This window comes from Tsuneonella sediminis, from assembly GCF_051912845.1.
Taxonomy (GTDB): Bacteria; Pseudomonadota; Alphaproteobacteria; order Sphingomonadales; family Sphingomonadaceae; genus Tsuneonella; species Tsuneonella sediminis.
Map to the genome: position 1 here is coordinate 1 of NZ_JBNCBU010000002.1, position 15698 is coordinate 15698.

20 protein-coding genes are annotated in these 15698 nt (G+C 67.8%); 8 read left to right on the forward strand and 12 right to left on the reverse strand.

Annotated elements, in window-relative coordinates; translation table 11 throughout:
• From ACPV3N_RS10595 to ACPV3N_RS10605, 3 genes are all read left to right on the forward strand, one after another.
• On the forward strand, positions 1–143 hold a 143-nt coding region (locus tag ACPV3N_RS10595), incomplete at its 5' end, for an acyl-CoA dehydrogenase family protein (RefSeq protein WP_440118006.1).
• A complete protein-coding gene (locus ACPV3N_RS10600) occupies positions 140–1189 on the forward strand; it encodes an enoyl-CoA hydratase/isomerase family protein (RefSeq protein WP_440117549.1) in 1050 nt (349 codons plus the stop codon). The genes ACPV3N_RS10595 and ACPV3N_RS10600, both read left to right, overlap by 4 nt.
• Positions 1174–1968 carry an enoyl-CoA hydratase-related protein gene (locus tag ACPV3N_RS10605; protein WP_440117551.1) on the forward strand — a complete coding sequence of 265 codons (795 nt, stop codon included), beginning with the start codon at positions 1174–1176 and terminating at the stop codon, positions 1966–1968. Before ACPV3N_RS10600 ends, ACPV3N_RS10605 begins: the two co-directional genes overlap by 16 nt.
• A 21-nt stretch (positions 1969–1989) precedes the next feature.
• On the opposite strand, the gene tatC is transcribed toward ACPV3N_RS10605, so the two are convergent.
• The 9 genes from tatC to ACPV3N_RS10650 form a co-directional block, all read right to left on the reverse strand.
• Positions 1990–2799, reverse strand: a complete 810-nt coding sequence (tatC, locus tag ACPV3N_RS10610; RefSeq protein WP_440117553.1) for a twin-arginine translocase subunit TatC — start codon at positions 2797–2799, stop codon at positions 1990–1992.
• Positions 2799–3194, reverse strand: a complete 396-nt coding sequence (gene tatB, locus ACPV3N_RS10615) for a Sec-independent protein translocase protein TatB (RefSeq protein WP_440117555.1) — start codon at positions 3192–3194, stop codon at positions 2799–2801. Before tatB ends, tatC begins: the two co-directional genes overlap by 1 nt.
• Before the next feature lie 33 nt (positions 3195–3227).
• Entirely contained in the window at positions 3228–3494 is a 267-nt protein-coding gene (locus ACPV3N_RS10620) for a twin-arginine translocase TatA/TatE family subunit (protein WP_440117557.1), read from the reverse strand.
• 17 nt (positions 3495–3511) lie between these two features.
• Positions 3512–4147, reverse strand: coding sequence for an SMC-Scp complex subunit ScpB (gene scpB, locus ACPV3N_RS10625; RefSeq protein WP_440117559.1), 636 nt, complete (start codon positions 4145–4147; stop codon positions 3512–3514).
• Entirely contained in the window at positions 4144–4947 is an 804-nt protein-coding gene (locus ACPV3N_RS10630) for a segregation and condensation protein A (protein ID WP_440117561.1), read from the reverse strand. The genes scpB and ACPV3N_RS10630 overlap by 4 nt, the downstream gene beginning before the upstream one ends.
• Positions 4944–5960, reverse strand: a complete 1017-nt coding sequence (gene nagZ, locus ACPV3N_RS10635) for a beta-N-acetylhexosaminidase (RefSeq protein ID WP_440117563.1) — start codon at positions 5958–5960, stop codon at positions 4944–4946. Before nagZ ends, ACPV3N_RS10630 begins: the two co-directional genes overlap by 4 nt.
• Before the next feature lie 81 nt (positions 5961–6041).
• On the reverse strand, positions 6042–6719 hold the full coding sequence (locus ACPV3N_RS10640; protein WP_440117565.1) for an SPOR domain-containing protein: 678 nt from the start codon (positions 6717–6719) through the stop codon (positions 6042–6044).
• 2 nt (positions 6720–6721) lie between these two features.
• Positions 6722–8467: an arginine--tRNA ligase gene (gene argS, locus ACPV3N_RS10645; RefSeq protein WP_440117567.1), complete on the reverse strand. Its 1746-nt coding sequence runs from the start codon at positions 8465–8467 to the stop codon at positions 6722–6724.
• A 47-nt stretch (positions 8468–8514) separates the two neighbouring features.
• Entirely contained in the window at positions 8515–9165 is a 651-nt protein-coding gene (locus tag ACPV3N_RS10650) for a hypothetical protein (protein WP_440117569.1), read from the reverse strand.
• A gap of 75 nt (positions 9166–9240) precedes the next feature.
• Here ACPV3N_RS10650 and ispH point away from each other — a divergent pair, with 75 nt between their 5' ends.
• The 3 genes from ispH to rnhA are packed head-to-tail and all read left to right on the forward strand — an operon-like array spanning position 9241 to position 11630.
• Entirely contained in the window at positions 9241–10221 is a 981-nt protein-coding gene (gene ispH / locus ACPV3N_RS10655) for a 4-hydroxy-3-methylbut-2-enyl diphosphate reductase (RefSeq protein ID WP_440117571.1), read from the forward strand.
• Between the two features lie 9 nt (positions 10222–10230).
• Positions 10231–11190, forward strand: a complete 960-nt coding sequence (thrB, locus tag ACPV3N_RS10660) for a homoserine kinase (protein ID WP_440117573.1) — start codon at positions 10231–10233, stop codon at positions 11188–11190.
• Positions 11187–11630, forward strand: a complete 444-nt coding sequence (gene rnhA, locus ACPV3N_RS10665) for a ribonuclease HI (protein ID WP_440117575.1) — start codon at positions 11187–11189, stop codon at positions 11628–11630. Before thrB ends, rnhA begins: the two co-directional genes overlap by 4 nt.
• Here the strand turns inward: rnhA and ACPV3N_RS10670 are convergent.
• From ACPV3N_RS10670 to ACPV3N_RS10680, 3 genes are read right to left on the reverse strand one after another with little or no spacing between them, the layout of a single operon-like run.
• Complete coding sequence (locus ACPV3N_RS10670; RefSeq protein ID WP_440117577.1) at positions 11627–11803, reverse strand: YegP family protein; 177 nt, start codon at positions 11801–11803, stop codon at positions 11627–11629. The genes rnhA and ACPV3N_RS10670 overlap by 4 nt on opposite strands.
• 43 nt (positions 11804–11846) lie before the next feature.
• Entirely contained in the window at positions 11847–12962 is a 1116-nt protein-coding gene (locus ACPV3N_RS10675) for an NAD(P)/FAD-dependent oxidoreductase (protein ID WP_440117579.1), read from the reverse strand.
• Positions 12959–14002 carry an alpha/beta fold hydrolase gene (locus ACPV3N_RS10680; RefSeq protein WP_440117581.1) on the reverse strand — a complete coding sequence of 348 codons (1044 nt, stop codon included), beginning with the start codon at positions 14000–14002 and terminating at the stop codon, positions 12959–12961. Before ACPV3N_RS10680 ends, ACPV3N_RS10675 begins: the two co-directional genes overlap by 4 nt.
• Before the next feature lie 3 nt (positions 14003–14005).
• Between ACPV3N_RS10680 and ACPV3N_RS10685 the strand changes: the two genes are divergently transcribed.
• Together ACPV3N_RS10685 and cpaB are read left to right on the forward strand one after the other, a co-directional pair.
• A complete protein-coding gene (locus ACPV3N_RS10685; RefSeq protein ID WP_440117583.1) occupies positions 14006–14491 on the forward strand; it encodes an A24 family peptidase in 486 nt (161 codons plus the stop codon).
• A gap of 91 nt (positions 14492–14582) precedes the next feature.
• The gene (cpaB, locus tag ACPV3N_RS10690; RefSeq protein ID WP_440117585.1) at positions 14583–15677 is read left to right on the forward strand and encodes a Flp pilus assembly protein CpaB; all 1095 of its coding nucleotides are present in this window, start codon (positions 14583–14585) and stop codon (positions 15675–15677) included.
• Positions 15678–15698 lie beyond the last annotated feature (21 nt).

Consider the following 15698-nt stretch of genomic DNA (forward strand, 5'->3'; position numbering starts at 1 on the left):
CGCTCCAGCTGTTCGGCGGCTACGGCTACTTGAAGGACTACCCGATCGAGCGCTTCTGGCGCGATCTGCGCGTCCACTCGATCCTAGAAGGAACCAACCAGGTCATGCGCATGATCGTCGGCCGGGACCTGATCCGGCAATGAATACCGAGGACATCCTGATCCACCGCCACGGCGCGGTGGGCCACATATCGCTCAACCGGCCAAAGGCGCTGCACGCGCTCACCCTCGACATGTGCCACGCGATGAGCGCGGCGCTGGCCGAATGGGCGAGCGACGACGGAGTAGAGGCTGTCATCCTCGATCACGCCGAGGGTCGCGGGTTCTGCGCCGGCGGCGACATCAACCTGCTGCGCCACTCCGCGCTCAACGACGGCGGGGTGTCGGGCCGCAGGTTCTTCCACGACGAATACCAGCTCAATCACCAGATGATGACCTATCCCAAGCCGATCGCGGTGTTCATGGATGGCATCACGATGGGCGGCGGCGTCGGGATTGCCTTGCCGTGCCGCTACCGGGTGGCGACCGAGAACACCCGCTTCGCGATGCCGGAAACGGGCATCGGCCTGTTTCCCGACGTGGGCGGCGGCTGGCATCTTTCGCGGCTGCCCGGGCGGCTGGGACAGTTCCTGGCGCTCACCGGTGCGCGGCTCGACGGGGCGGAGTGCCTGTGGGCGGGGATCGCGACCCATTACCTCCCGAGCGAGATGATCGCCGATGCCAAGGCGCGCATCATCGAAAGGCCGGGCCGCATTTCCGGCATCCTCGCCGAGATGCCGGGCACTCCGCCCAGGGCGCGGATCGAGGACAACGCCGACAAGATCGCGCGTCATTTCCGCTCCGACCGCTACGAGGACATCCTCGCCAGCCTCGAGGCGGACGATAGCGACTGGGCCCAGAAGGAGCGCGACACGCTGGGAACCAAGAGCCCGCAGACCTGCAAGGTCGCGCTGCGCCAGCTAGCGACCAGCGCGCAGATGACCGATTTCGCCGACAACATGGCGATGGAGTACCGCATCGCCAGCCGCGTGTTGATGCGTCCCGATTTTGCCGAAGGGGTGCGCGCGGTCATCGTCGACAAGACCGGTGACCCGAAGTGGAGCCCGGCAACCCCGGAGGGTGTGAGCGAGGAGCTGCTCGACGAAATCTTCGCCCCCCTCCCCCCCGAAGAGGAATGGAAGCCGCTTTGACTTACGAAACGATCACCGCCGAGCAGCGCGACGCGGTCACGCTGATCACCCTCAACCGTCCCCAGGCGCTGAACGCCCTGAACTCGCAGGTGCTCGAGGACCTGATCGCGGCGTTCGCGGCGTTCGAAGCCGACGACGGACAGCGCTGCGCGGTGCTGACCGGATCGGGCGACAAGGCGTTTGCAGCCGGGGCCGACATCAAGGAGATGGCTGACAAGCCGTCGGCCGAATTCTACCTCGACGATTTCTTCGCCCGCTGGACCAGCCATCTCGTCAAGGCGACCCGCAAGCCGTGGATCGCGGCGGTGAACGGCTTTGCTCTGGGTGGCGGGTGCGAGCTCGCGATGATGGCGGACTTCATCATCGCATCGGACAAGGCGAAGTTCGGCCAGCCCGAGATCAAGCTGGGCGTGGCGCCGGGCATGGGCGGCAGCCAGCGGCTGACCCGCGCGGTCGGCAAGGCGAAGGCGATGGAAATGTGCCTTACCGGCCGGATGATGGATGCCGAGGAGGCGGAAGCCAGCGGCCTCGTCGCGCGCGTGGTGCCGCATGCCGATCTGCTGGCCGAAGCGCTGAAGACCGCCGCGACGATCGCGGCGATGCCGCCGATGGCCGCGATCGCCAACAAGGAAATGGTCAACGCAGCGTTCGAGACCACGCTCGACCAGGGCCTGGTCATCGAACGCCGCATCTTCCAGATCCTCGCCGCGTCCGAGGACAAGGCCGAGGGCATGGCGGCGTTCATCGAGAAGCGCGAAGGGCAGTGGAAGGGGCGCTGACCCCCTGACGGTCTATGTCCCCTACGCGGGAGGAGCGGCGTCTTCCGCAGGCTCGCGAGGGATGCCACCGCCGTCCCGGTCAGCGGTCGCCCGCTTCTCGGTGAAGTGCATCACCAGCAGCGCGCCCTCGAACAGGAGGATCAGCGGCCCGGCGAGCATCAGCTGGCTGATGACGTCGGGCGGCGTGGCGACTGCGGCGATCACGAAGGCGCCGACGATCATGTAGCGCCGCGCGCTGACGAGGCTTGCCCGGCTGACGATTCCGGCCGTGTTGAGCAGCAGCAGCAGCACCGGGAGCAGGAACGCCAGCCCGAAGGCGAGGATGAACTGCATCACCAGGCTGAGGTAATCCTCGCTATTCGGCAGCGCCTCGATCTCCACGCCGCCCTGCGTCCCCTGAAACCCCAGGAAGAAGTGGAACGCGGTCGGCATGACCACGAAATAGGCGAGCGCGCCGCCGGCAATGAACAGGACCGGCGTCGCCAGCAGGAAAGGCAGGAAGGCTTTCTTCTCCTTCGCATAGAGCCCGGGCGCGATGAACGCCCAGAGCTGGTTCGCGATCACCGGGAAGGCGATGAAGAAGGCCGCCCACAGGGCCACCTTCAGTTCGACGAAAAACTGGCCGTAGAGCTTGGTGTAGATCAGCTTGTTCTGCCCGGCGTCGAGCAGCGGCTGGACGAGGAAGGCGAGGATGTCCTGCGCAAAATAGAAGCATGCGAAGAAGGCGACGATCAACGCCGCAAAGGCACGCAGCAGCCGGGTGCGAAGCTCGATCAGGTGGTCGAGCAACGGGGCCTGCGTCTCGTCGATATCGGAAAGCTTGAAGGCCATCAGCGAAGCGGTAGCTGGGGTTCGTCGTTCGAAGGCGGCTCGTCGCCGGCCGAGCGATCTTCGGGCAGCAGCGGTGTCGGCGCTGCTTCTGCCGACCCGGCGGACGACGGATCGACGGCCCCCGGCAGCGGCTTCATCTCGTGATCGGACAGGTCAACCTGCGGCACCTGCGCCATGATCTGGGCATTCTGCTCGGCCCATTTCTTTTCCATCTCCTCGAGCTCGGCCTCGCGGATCATCGCCTCGACCCCTGCACGGAAATGGTTCGAGGTGCGGCGTATCTTGCCGATCCAGCGCCCGGCGGTTCGCATCGCCTTCGGCAGGTCCTTCGGACCGATCACGAGCACCGCGACGAACACGATGACCAGCAGTTCCTGCCAGTCTATTCCGAACATGGATCAGCCTTTCGCGCGCGCAGCAGCCGCCGGTCAGTCGCGGTGTTCGGCGCCGGGGTGCGGCTCCTTGGTCGCCTCACCGGCAGGCTTCGCGTCGTGGTGCGGCCCTTCGAGGCTGTGGACGGGCTTGGCGGCCGCGGCCTTGGCGTTCGCGTCGGCCTCGTCGTCGGCGATGCCCTTTTTGAAACTTTTGATGCCCTTGCCGAACTCGCCCATGATGTCGCCCACCCGGCCCTTTCCGAACAGGACGAGGACGACCAGCAGCACGATCAGCCAGTGCCAGATGGAAAACGAACCCATGGTAATCTCCTTGGGCGCTAATCTAGGGGATCGGCCGCTTCATTGCCAGCCTCGGCATCGGCTTCCTCGTCTTCGCCCGAGGTGAGCGCCTCGAACGCATCTTCCACCGGATCGAGCAGGCCGGCCGCCTTCAGCTCATCGATACCCGGCAGGTCCTTGCGCGACGACAGGCCGAAGTGGTCGAGAAAGTCTGGCGTCGTCGCGTAGATTACCGGGCGGCCGGGAACTTCGCGCCGGCCCGCGACGCGCACCCAGCCTGCTTCCATCAGCACGTCGAGCGTGCCGCTTGATGTCTGCACCCCCCGGATCGCCTCGATTTCGGCCCGGCTGACCGGTTCGTGATAGGCCACGATCGCAAGAACCTCGGTCGCCGCGCGGCTGAGCCGGCGGACCGCTTCGCGCTCGCGCCGCAGCACGTGGGCGAGATCGGGCGCGGTCTGGAAATGCCAGCGATCGCCGCGCTCGACGAGGTTCACCCCTCGCCCGTCGTATTGAGCGGCAAGAGCTTTCAGGGCATCGCGAACATCGCCCGCGGCCGCCCCTCCGAGGTGGCTCGCCAGCGCGGCAAGGGTCATTGGCTCCTCGGCGGCGAACAGGGTCGCTTCGATCGCCCGCTCGAGTTCGCCGGGCCGGGCAGGCGCGGTGTCGGTCACGCGGAAACCCGACGCAGACGTAGCGGGCCGAACGCCGTATCCTGTGCCAGTTCCGCCTTGCCCAGCCGAGCGAGTTCCAGCGCGGCCACAAAGCTCGAGGCGAGCGCCGACCTGCGCAGCCGCGGCTCGGCGTGCGGCGGCAGGAACTGGCGAAGCTCCATCCAGTCGAGCGTGACCCCGAGCATCGCCGAAACCCGGTCGAGAGCCGAATCGAGGGTCATCACCGGACGCTCACGCACCATGTGGACGACCGGCGCGGTGCGCGCGTTGACCTGGCCATAGGCCTGCACGAGCGCGAACCAGTCGCACTGCCACAGCGTTCTGCGATCGGTGCGGAGGCCTTCGGGCGCACCCCGCCGGAACACGTCGCGCCCCAGTCGGTCGCGGGCCATCAACCGGGCCGCAGCCTCGCGCATCGCGGCGAGCCGTGCGAGCCGCAACTGGAGCCGCAGCGCGAGTTCTTCCGGGCTTGGATCCTCCTGCTCGTCCTTGGGCAGCAGCAGGGCCGACTTGAGATAGGCCAGCCACGCGGCCATCACGAGATAGTCTGCGGCGAGCTCGAGCCTGAGTGCCTCGGCTCGCTCGATATAGGCGATGTACTGGTCGACCAGCGCGAGGATCGAGATCGCCTTCAGGTCGACCTTCTGCCGCCGCGCGAGATCGAGCAGGAGGTCGAGCGGCCCTTCCCAGTTGTCGAGTTCGAGATAGAGCGCGGTCTCGTCGGCGGGCGCGGCGCCCGGCCCGCTCCAGTCGCCGTCGGGCTGATCGCCCAGGTCGAGGATCAGGGCATCTTCGGTCACGCGTTCGCTCCGACGAGGGCAAGGAGCGTGTCGCGCGTGGCAAGCAGTTCGGCCTTGTCGCCTTCCGGCTTAGTCCCGGTCCCGGCCAGCGCGCGGTCGAGGCGGGCCGCGGCCTCATGGGACAGCGCCGGCAGGCGGTCGGCGATCCCCACCATGTCGTCCATCTTCGCCCAGCAGTTGAGCGCGAGGTCGCATCCCGCCCGCACCGCGGTCTCGGCCCGCTCAGGCACGCTGCCGGTCAGAGCCTCCATGTCGAGATCGTCGGTCAGCAGCAGTCCTTCGAAACCGATCTTCCCGCGGATTACCTCCCGGATCACGGTGGGCGACTGGGTTGCCGGGCGATGGGGGTCCCACGCGGTGAAGACAAGGTGGCCCGTCATTCCAATAGGCGCATCCTTCAATGCGCGGAACGGGGCAATGTCGGTTTCCAGTTCGGCTTCGCTCGCGGTAACGGTGGGCAGTTCCTTGTGCGTGTCGCACGTCGAACGCCCGTGTCCCGGCATGTGCTTGATGCATCCCGCGACGCCGGCGAGTGCCAGTCCCTCAAGCGTCGCGCGGCCCAGCGCCGCCACCCGCAGCGGCTCGCTGCCGAATGCCCGGTCGCCGATCACATCGTGCGCACCGGGATGGCGAACGTCGAGCGGTGGGTGATAATCGACGGTGATCCCCGCCTCGGCGAGCTCCAGCCCCATCGCCTGGGCATTGGCGCGAGCAGCGGCGATCGCCGAGGACGGGGCGACGTCGTAGAGTGCGTCGAACGCCGCGCCGGCAGGAAAAGCGCTGAAGTGCGGGGGGCGCATCCGCGCGACGCGGCCGCCCTCCTGGTCGACGCTGACCAGCAGACGATCGCGGCCGTGGAGGGAACGCAGGTCGTCGGTAAGCGCCCGGACCTGGTCCATCGTGTCGATGTTGCGGCCGAACAGGATGTAGCCCGCCGGATCGCTCTCGCGGAAGAACGCCCGCTCGTCAGCGGTCAGTCCCAGTCCCGAAAGGCCGAATATCGCCGGTGTCATGGCCCGAGATTCGCAGGAAAGCGAACCCGCCGCAAGCAGACCGGCAGCGCTATCCCCCTTCGAGCGCGAAGGGAAATCGGCTCATTTCACCTGACAGGCCACCCCGTCACCCTTGAGCGCGGTGCACAGCCGGCTTGCGGCGGCCGCATCGCCTGCAAGCGCCTGCAAGCGGTACACGGTGCCGATGTCGGCCTGCCCCTGGACGACGCGGTGCGAGACGCCGGCAAGGTGCTCGGTCTGGCGTTGCAGCTTCTGCCAGCCGGCCTCGGCATCGGCCTTGCTCGAGTAGGCGCCTACCTGGACCACGGTTCCGCTCGCCGCTGCGGGTGCGCTTGCGGGTTCGGCCGCTGGCGACTGGCTGGCGGCGGGCGTGGCAGCGGGAGCCGGCTTGCGATCCGCGATCCGGCCCTCAGTCTCGCGGCCCTCGCCGACCGCCGGGGCAAGGTTGCCGGTCCCTTCGAACTGCTTGCCGCCCGGTTCGGCGGGCCTGGTCTTGTACGGGCTGTCGGGCGCCTCGATCGTGCTGCCGTCGGCGACGACCTCGGAAGTGTCGCCGCGATTCCCGAACCACCAGATTCCGCCGATGAAAGCCGCGAGCGCCAGCAGCGCAAGGATCGCGAAGCCGATTATGCGCCCGCTGTCGACGCCCTCGTCCTCGTCGTCCTCGTCACCCGATTCGAGCCAGGGCAAACGCTCGTCGTCGTCGGCCAGTGTTAGCTGGTCGTCGGCGGCGTAATCGTCTTTTTCGCCTGCGATCATCGTCACATCTCCTCGACGGCCTCGACCCCCAATAGCGCAAGACCGTTACGGATAACTAACCCGATCTGTGCGGCAAGGAACAGCCGGGCCGCCGTCAGTTCGCGGTCGTCGGCAACGATGAACCGCTTGTCCGGCGCGTCGTTGCCCAGGTTCCAGTAGGCATGGAAGGCGGCTGCAAGGTCGTAGAGGAAGAACGCGATCCGGTGCGGCTCGCGCGCCGCTGCCGCGGCCTCGACCGCGCGCGGGAACTGCGCGGCGAGCTTCACCAGCGCCAGTTCCTCCTGCCCAAGCCGGCCGAGCGCCGCCGGTCCGGGTTCTATCCCTTCGGCTGCCCCTTTACGCAGAGTCGAATGGATCCGCGCGCTGGCGTACTGGACGTAAAAGACCGGGTTGTCCTTCGAGGCCTCGACCACCTTGGCGAAGTCGAATTCCATCTGCGCGTCAGGCTTGCGGGTGAGCATCGTGAACCGAACGACGTCCTTGCCGACCTCGCGCACGACGTCGGCCAGGGTCACGAAGGTGCCACTGCGCTTGGACATCTTGACCGGTTCGCCACCCCGCAGCAGCTGGACCATCTGGACCAGCTTGACGTCGAACGGGATCGCCCGCCCCTGCCCTTCCGCGAGCGCGGCGACCGCAGCCTTGATCCGCTTGACCGTTCCGGCGTGATCGGCGCCCCAGATGTCGATCAGCTCGTCTGCGTCGGCGGCCTTCTGCATGTGATAGGCGAGATCGGCGCCGAAATAGGTCCAGCTGCCGTCGCTCTTGCGGATTGGACGATCCTGGTCGTCACCGAACCTCGTGGCGCGGAACAATGGCAGCTCGACCGGCTCCCAGTCCTCGGGAGTCTTGCCCTTGGGCGCCTCGAGCACGCCGTCGTAGACGAGGTCGTGCGCGCGCATCCAGGCCTCGGCTTCGTCTGGCTTGCCCGCTGCCTGCAATGCAGCTTCGCTGGCAAATTCATCGTGCCGGATGCCGAGCAGCGCAAGATCGTCGCGGATCATGTCCATCATGGCGGCGACCGCTCTTGCCTTGAACTCGGGCAACCAGTCGGCCTCGGGCGCGCCCACGAACCGGTCGCCGAATTCCTCCGCGAGCGCCTGGCCCACGGACACAAGATAGTCGCCGGGATAGAGGCCCTCGGGAATCTCGCCGATATCCTCGCCGAGCGCCTCGCGGTACCGAAGGTGTGCCGAACGGGCGAGCGTGTCGACCTGGCTGCCCGCGTCGTTGACGTAGTATTCTCGGGTCACCGGGTGGCCCACGAATTCGAGCAGGCTCGCCAGCGCATCGCCCACCACCGCGCCCCGGCAATGCCCCATGTGCATCGGACCGGTCGGGTTGGCACTGACGTATTCGACGTTGACCCGCCGTCCCGCGCCCTTCTTCGAGCGCCCGTAGTCGGCACCGAGGCGCGCCATGACCCGCAGTTCGCCGAGCCATTCGGCGTCGGCGAGCCGAAGGTTGATGAAGCCGGGACCGGCGATCTCGGCGCTGGTAACCGCCGGATCGCGCTTGAGATGGTCGATGATCCTTTCCGCCAGCGCGCGCGGATTGGTCGCCGCGGACTTGGCCAGCGCCATCGCGGCGTTGGTGGCAAGGTCTCCGTGCGCGGGATCGCGCGGCGGCTCGACGGTCACCGCGGTGCTCGCGGACCCGGGCGGCAGCGCGCCTTCGGCCTCGAGCGCCCCGAGAACGGCGGCGATGCGCGCCGCGAAGGCGGCGTGGAGAGTCTGGGGATCGGACATGGCGGCGCGACTAGCCCATCAGGGCCAAAGCGCAAGTCCGGGAAGAATCACCGGGTCGCGTTGTAAGCCAGCTGCTGCTCGGTCAACTGGAATCCGACCAGCACCTCGAAAGTCGCACGCGCAACCGCGGCCTTGACCTCGGGGTCGGTAAGCGGATCGATCGCCGCGTCCTCGTCGCCGGCCTTGCGCCTCCGGGTGATCCGGTCGCGGATATCGGACGGCAGCGTCGCTTCGGCGCGTTCGACATAGGCGCCGGCCTGCGCGCTTGACTGCGCGCGATCCTGACCGTCGGCGAAGCTCAGCGTCACTTCGCCGACCCGCTTGGTGACCACCGACGAACCCCCGCGCAGCACCACCGCGTAATAGGGCAGCGTCACGGTGCGCGCGCCCCGGGTGTCGGTCCGGCGGGCGAGAACGTCGAAGGTGACGTTGGTGTAGATCCGGGGCGATCCATCGTCGCAGGTCGAACGCACGTTGGTGATCGCGGCGGTCACGTCCATGTTCGCGGCCGAGGTATCGCCGGGCACGCGGAAGGTCGTCACGTCGCCGGTGTAATCGGGCACGCCAACCGCCGGACACGCGGTCCGCACCGCGGTGATGCCCACACCCTGGTCGACCACCAGTTCTCCCTGGGACTTGCAGCCCGCGAGGGCGGCACCCAACATGAGCATGGCGGAAAGGCGAAGGCGGGTGGTCATGGCAGGTTCGGTCCCGATCAAATCTCTGAGCCGCCGCCCTAGCGGCGCTCGCAGCGAAGCGCTAGGGGGCCGGGTATGAACGCCCCCTTTCAGGAACGCCCGATTGCCGAGCCCGCGGGCAAGCCGCTGCTCACGCTGCTGATCGCGGCGCCGCGGGGATTCTGCGCCGGGGTCGACCGCGCCATCGAGATCGTCGAGCGCGCGATCGAACGCTACGGCGCACCGGTCTACGTCCGCCACGAGATCGTCCACAACAAGTATGTCGTCGATTCGCTGAAAGCGCAGGGCGCCATCTTCGTCGAGGAGCTCGACGAGGTGCCCGACGGCGCCCCGGTCGTGTTCTCCGCCCACGGAGTGCCCAAGAGCGTGCCCGCCGAGGCCACCCGCCGCGAGATGATGTGGGTCGACGCGACCTGTCCGCTGGTGAGCAAGGTTCATCGCCAGGCCGAACGCCAGATCGAGGCCGGACGCCATATCGTCTTCGTCGGCCATGCCGGTCATCCCGAAGTGATTGGCACGATGGGCCAGGTACCGGCCGGTTCGATCTCACTCGTCGAGACCGTCGAGAACGTGGCCGCGCTCGATTTTGCCGCTGACGAACCGCTTGCCTTCCTCACCCAGACGACCCTTTCGGTCGACGACACGCGCGAGATCGTCGCCGCGCTCGAGGCGAAGTTTCCGCATATCGTCGGCCCCAAGGCGGAGGACATCTGCTACGCGACCTCGAACCGGCAGGCAGCGGTCAAGGCGATCGCGCCGGGCAGCGACCTCGTGCTGGTGATCGGTGCCCCCAACTCGTCCAATTCGCTCCGGCTAGTCGAGGTGGCAGAACGGATGGGCACCGACGCGAAGTTGATCCAGCGGGCAGGCGACATCGATCCCGCATGGCTCGAAGGCGTGGGTACGCTGGGTCTCACGGCGGGAGCTTCGGCGCCGGAAAGCCTCGTGCGCGAGGTCGTCGCCAGGCTCTCGCAGTGGCGCGAAATCGAGGAGCAGACGATCGTTTCGGCCGAGGAGAAGATGGTTTTCAAGCTACCCCGCCAGCTCATCGACTAGGGCGAAGGCGTGGCGGTCTATACCCATCTTGCCGCCGAGGATCTTTCCGCGCTCATTGCCGCCTACGACGTCGGGGAGCTGATCTCCGCCAAGGGCATCGCCGAGGGCGTCTCAAACTCGAACTGGCTCGTCGAGACCGGCGCGGGGCGGTTCATCTTGACCATGTACGAACGAAGGATAGAGGCAAGCGACCTGCCCTTCTTCCTGGGCTTGCTGGACCATCTTTCGGCGCGCGGATGCGCGGTCCCGCGCACGATCCACGATCGTGACGGCGCGGCCTTTCGCCATGTCGGGGGCAAGGCGGTCGCGCTGATCGAGTTCCTTCCCGGCGTTTCGGTGGACCGTCCCACCCCCGCACAGGCGCACGCGGTGGGCGCGGCGCTCGCGCAGACCCATCTCGCGGCGGCGGACTTCATCGCATCGCGGGCCAACACCCTTGACATCGCCCACAGCGCGCGGGCTCTGGAAGCCTGCGGCAAAGACGCCCTGGCGGCGATCGATCCGGCACTCCCCGAGACCGCGAGCATCGCCCGACGGCTGGCGAGCGCCTGGCCATGCGACCTTCCCGAAGCAGTCTGTCACACCGATCTCTTCCCGGACAACGTGCTCATGCTCGGCGACCGGGTCACCGGCATGATAGACTTCTACTTCGCCTGCACCGAGGCGATGGCCTACGACCTCGCGGTCACTCACGCTGCCTGGGCATTCGCGCTCGACGGCACGCAGTACAGCCCCGCGGTCGCCGCCGCGCTCGTCGAGGGATACGAGAGCGTTCGGCCGCTGTCGGACGCGGAACGCGCCGCGCTCCCCGTTCTGGCGCAGGGAGCGTGCCTGCGTTTCGTTGCCAGCCGCGCCGAGGACTGGATCGCCACTCCGGCCGACGCACTTGTGACACGAAAGGACCCGATGGCCTTCGTGCGCCGCTTGCATTTCTACAGGGGCGCGGGGCAAACGGCCTTCGAATCATGAAGAAGGTCGAGATTTTCACCGATGGGGCCTGCAAGGGAAACCCGGGTCCCGGCGGCTGGGGCGCGATCCTGCGCATGGGCCGCCACGAAAAGGAGCTGTCGGGCGGCGAGCGCGACACGACCAACAACCGGATGGAGCTGACTGCCGCGATCAAGGCGCTCGAGGCGCTGATCGAACCGTGCGAGATTGCACTGCATTCCGACAGCAAATACGTGCTCGACGGAATCACCAAGTGGGTTCACGGCTGGCAGAAGAACGGCTGGAAGAATGCGAGCAGGCAACCGGTCCGCAACGCGGACCTGTGGCACGAGCTGATCGCCGCGGCCAAGCCGCACCAGGTCAGCTGGATATGGGTGAGGGGCCACGATGGTCATCCTGAAAACGAGCGTGCCGATGCGCTCGCCTGCGCGGCGGCCGATGCGGTCGCGGCCGACGCCTAACTCTCGTCGACGGTTTCCGCGCCCGGCCCGTTCTTCTTGATCGATTCGATGGCGTTCTTCGCGCTCGCCTTCGAGCTGTAGCCCTCGGTCCAGAACATGGTCTCGGAATTGTACATGAAATAAGCGACGTACTCGCCGCCCTTGTTCTTCTTGATCTTGAAATGGTGGCCCATCCCCGCGTCTCCCGTTTGCGTGGCGGGACCAGCTTAACTTCTGTCAGCCGCCTGTCGAGTCGAAGCGGCGCGGATCGTAAAGCCGGGCGTCGAGCATCTCGGTCATGGCGTCGCGCGGCCTGGAAAGCAGCAGCTGGGCGCCCAGGCGGGCCGCGGCCGGCGCGGTCTGAATTCCGAAGCCGCCCTGCCCCGCGAACCAGAAAAACCCGGGCGCACTCCTGTCGAACCCGTAGACGGGCAGGCGATCGGGCGCGAAGCTGCGCAGGCCCGCCCACTTGCGCTCGACCGCCCTGACGCGCCAGTCCACGACGCGCTCGAACCGGTCGATGGCCTGCGCCACCGCAAGTTCTTCCGGCGCGGCATCGCACGGGGGAGACGGCTCCTCATCGTGCGGACTGAGCCACAACCGCCCGCTCTCGGGCTTGAAATAGAACCTGCCCTCGATGTCGAGTACGAGCGGCAGGTCGGCGGGCGGCACGGGGTCGGTGCGCAATTGCGTGACGGTGCGGCGAAGCGGCTGGATGCCGAGGGGACCGGCACCGGCGAGCGCGGCGAAAGTATCGGCCCATGCGCCCGCCGCGTTGGCCACCACATCGGCGCGCAGCGTTTCATCGCGGTCGTTCTCGAGCAGCCAGCCTTCGCGCTCGCGCTGCGCCGAAACCACGCGCCACCGCGTGCGAAGCTCGACGCCGCCTCGCTTTGCGGCTGCCAGGTAATGCTGGTGGACACCCGCGACGTCGATGTCGGCGCAGGCCGGCTCCCAGACGGCACCGGTATAGGCCGGGCGCACGCCCGGCAGGCGTTCTTCCAGCCCGCTGCGCCCCAGTCGCTCGATAGTCACCCCGGTGCCGGCAAAAGTTTCCATGAAGGCGCCGAGCGCCTGTTCGTGCGCGGCCCGCCCGACGTAGAGCGCGCCGCGCGGACTGAGAAATCCGCGCTCACGCAGCCAGCGTCCGGAGGCCAGGGTCAGGGGAACCACGTCGGGACCGCCGTAGCATTCCTCCCAGAATGCCGCGGAGCGACCCGTAGTATGATACCCTGGCCGGTCCTCTGCCTCGAGCAGCACGACCGGCCCTGCGCCCAGCGCCGCGAGTTCGGCGGCAAGGCTGGCCCCGGCCATGCCCGCGCCGATGACGGCTATCGCACAGCGCTGCGTCATTGCGGGGAAACCGTTTCGTCGAGAAATCGGTCGATCGCGGCAAGCGCGCGATCGCGCACCGGATCGGCCTCGCGCAGGATCTCGTGGCTCGCCTCGCTGCCGAAAGTGACCATCTTGGAGAGCGGCAGGCGGGCGGCCGCGGCGGCGATCGCGCGATACGAGACCAGCCGGTCCGCCGTCGTCGCCAGGATCAAAGTAGGAATGGTAATTGTTTCAAGAAGACCGGGCGCGGAGAGTGCGCGCATCGAGGCGTAGGCCCGCTCGACCCAACCCCAGCTTCCAGGTCCCATGACGAGCTCGGGCCGCTGTGCCCGCCACCACAATTCGTCTGCGTAGCGATCCGTGTCGTGCGTCAGCAAGGCCCCGCGTGCCGCCGGGGGTTCGCCCGGCTTCTCGCTCCACTTCCACGCCGGGCGACGCGGATCGCCAAGGCGGCCCATCACGCGGGCGGCCGTCTGCATCACGGCCGGAGGCAGGCGGCCAATGCCCAGCATGGGGGCGACGAGCACGAAGGCATCGGGCGCGACGAGTCTTTCGGCCGCCGCGCGAAGCGCGATATGGGCGCCCATCGAGTGGGCCACGATGACGCGCGGCCCGGTCGCTTCCGCAGTCCAATCGCCCCAGAACGCTGCAAGGTCGCCCGTCCATTGCGAGAAATCCCCGATGTGGCCAGTGACCGCGTCGTTGCCGAGCCGCCCCGACCCTGCCTGCCCGCGCCAGTCGATCGCGGTGACCCTCCAGCCCTTCTCCCGCCAGTCGGCAAAGGCCTCCAGGTACTTCTCGTAGAAGTCGCCCCGGCCACCGAGGAACAGGAGCGCTCCGCGTTCCGCCGCATGGCCCGCTGGCCAGTCGAAGCGGCGGATCGCGTGGCCGTCCGGCGCCGACCACCTGCCTTCACGCGCGCCAGCGGGGATCGCGCGGCGCCGGTCAGGGCTTCCGGCGGCTTCGCGTGCATGGCTAATGATCAGGCTCCGGTCTTGGTTACTATTTGGTAAGCACTGCCCGCTAGCACCACGGCAACGGGGACCGTGGGGGTACATTCAATGCTGGCCGACTATCTGCACTACGGGCTGCTCCTTGCCCTTGCAATCGCGCTGGTCGTGGCGGCGTTCACCGACTGGCGCCGGCGGCAGATCGACAACTGGCTGAATGCCGCGATCGCCCTGACCGCTCCGCTCTACTGGTGGGCAAGCGGGCTGGACCTGTGGCCCGGGATCGCGATCCAGCTCGGCATCGGCATCGCGGCCTTCGCGGTATTCGCCGCGATGTTCGCGATGAAGTGGATGGGCGGCGGCGACGTCAAGTTGCTGACGGCGCTTGCGCTGTGGATCGAACCCGAGCGATTCCTGCAGCTCCTGGTCATGATGGCGCTGGTGGGCGGTCTTCTGACGCTCGTCATGGGCGCCTGGCACATCGCCCGCCGTCAGCGCGACAAGCTGGCGATCCCGTACGGGGTGGCGATCGCGATTGCCGGGCTGTGGGTGCTCGGCGCGCACTACTTTCCCGCCGCGAAGGCCGCGCTGGCGTGATGATACCTGATTTTAACCGTTCGCCGCTTAACCACGGCAACCATTCCCGCCCGTGGGATCGGGCGAGCGTTTTGAGGGGGCTTTGATAGCCATGGACAGGAAGAAGCTGCTGCTGCTGGTGGGCGCTCTGGTGATCGCCGTCGTGACCGCCATGATGGCGCGGAGCATGTTCGCGGGGGCATCCGCCCCGCAGGCCGAGGCCGCGCCCGTGCCGCAGGGACCCAAGGTCCTCGTCGCCCAGCGCGTGCTGCCGACCGGCACGATCATCACCGCGGACGCGATCGGCTTCCAGCCGTGGCCCAAGGAGCTGGTCAAGGACGCCTACTTCATCGAAGGCGAATCCGACGTATCGAAGCTTCTGGGCACTGTCGTCCGGTTCCCGGTGACCGCGGGCGAACCCGTGACCCAGGGCTCGCTCGTCAAGCCCGGTGACCGCGGCTTCCTCGCCGCGGCGCTCGGTCCCGGCATGCGCGCCGTGACCGTGCCCGTGTCGGCCAAGACCGGTGTCGGCGGCTTCATCTTCCCGGGCGACCGGGTCGATCTCGTCCTGACCCAGACGGTCAAGGCAGAGGGTGCCGACGGCGACCTCAAGGCATCCGAGACCATCCTGCGCAACCTTCGCGTGCTGGCGACCGACCAGAACACCACGCAGGAAACCGTCGAGGGCAAGACCGTGGTGAAGCAGTTCAGCACCGTCACCCTCGAGGTCACCCCGAAGATCGCCGAGCAGGTCTCGGTCGCGCAGACGATCGGCACGCTGAGCCTGTCGCTCCGCTCGATCGCCGACAGCCAGTCGGAACTCGAGCGCGCGATCGCCCAGGGCGACGTCAAGATCCCCGAGGGCGTAACCCCGCAGGAAGAGGAAAAGATCCTCCGCGCCGCGCTCAACCGCCCCACCCAGGGAGCGACCACCTACCAGACCGGCGGCGACGTCTCGCGCTTCCAGCGCCGGACCATGCCGGCCGCGCCCCCCGCCACGCAGATGCAGGGCGGACCGGGCGATGCACCGCGCGCCTACGCTCCTCCGCCTCCGCCACGCTCGAGCGTGACTGTGACCCGGGGCAAGGCGTCGACGACGGTCACGATTTCGAAGAACGGGCAGGTGCTCGAGGGTGTCTCCGCGGGCGTCGATTCCGCCGGCCGCACCATCGGGGCCGCCACTCCCGCCGTGCTGATGGTGCCGTGATGATCACCGCACCGCGCACGC

Bases quoted from the DNA above. Each gene is read 5' to 3' on its own strand.
- ACPV3N_RS10600 (WP_440117549.1), top strand. From the start codon at position 140: ATGAATACCGAGGACATCCTGATCCACCGCCACGGCGCGGTGGGCCAC.
- ACPV3N_RS10605 (WP_440117551.1), top strand. From the start codon at position 1,174: ATGGAAGCCGCTTTGACTTACGAAACGATCACCGCCGAGCAGCGCGAC.
- tatC (WP_440117553.1), bottom strand. From the start codon at position 2,799: ATGGCCTTCAAGCTTTCCGATATCGACGAGACGCAGGCCCCGTTGCTC.
- tatB (WP_440117555.1), bottom strand. From the start codon at position 3,194: ATGTTCGGAATAGACTGGCAGGAACTGCTGGTCATCGTGTTCGTCGCG.
- ACPV3N_RS10620 (WP_440117557.1), bottom strand. From the start codon at position 3,494: ATGGGTTCGTTTTCCATCTGGCACTGGCTGATCGTGCTGCTGGTCGTC.
- nagZ (WP_440117563.1), bottom strand. From the start codon at position 5,960: ATGACACCGGCGATATTCGGCCTTTCGGGACTGGGACTGACCGCTGAC.
- ACPV3N_RS10640 (WP_440117565.1), bottom strand. From the start codon at position 6,719: ATGATCGCAGGCGAAAAAGACGATTACGCCGCCGACGACCAGCTAACA.
- argS (WP_440117567.1), bottom strand. From the start codon at position 8,467: ATGTCCGATCCCCAGACTCTCCACGCCGCCTTCGCGGCGCGCATCGCC.
- ACPV3N_RS10650 (WP_440117569.1), bottom strand. From the start codon at position 9,165: ATGACCACCCGCCTTCGCCTTTCCGCCATGCTCATGTTGGGTGCCGCC.
- ispH (WP_440117571.1), top strand. From the start codon at position 9,241: ATGAACGCCCCCTTTCAGGAACGCCCGATTGCCGAGCCCGCGGGCAAG.
- rnhA (WP_440117575.1), top strand. From the start codon at position 11,187: ATGAAGAAGGTCGAGATTTTCACCGATGGGGCCTGCAAGGGAAACCCG.
- ACPV3N_RS10670 (WP_440117577.1), bottom strand. From the start codon at position 11,803: ATGGGCCACCATTTCAAGATCAAGAAGAACAAGGGCGGCGAGTACGTC.
- ACPV3N_RS10675 (WP_440117579.1), bottom strand. From the start codon at position 12,962: ATGACGCAGCGCTGTGCGATAGCCGTCATCGGCGCGGGCATGGCCGGG.
- ACPV3N_RS10680 (WP_440117581.1), bottom strand. From the start codon at position 14,002: ATGTACCCCCACGGTCCCCGTTGCCGTGGTGCTAGCGGGCAGTGCTTA.
- ACPV3N_RS10685 (WP_440117583.1), top strand. From the start codon at position 14,006: ATGCTGGCCGACTATCTGCACTACGGGCTGCTCCTTGCCCTTGCAATC.
- cpaB (WP_440117585.1), top strand. From the start codon at position 14,583: ATGGACAGGAAGAAGCTGCTGCTGCTGGTGGGCGCTCTGGTGATCGCC.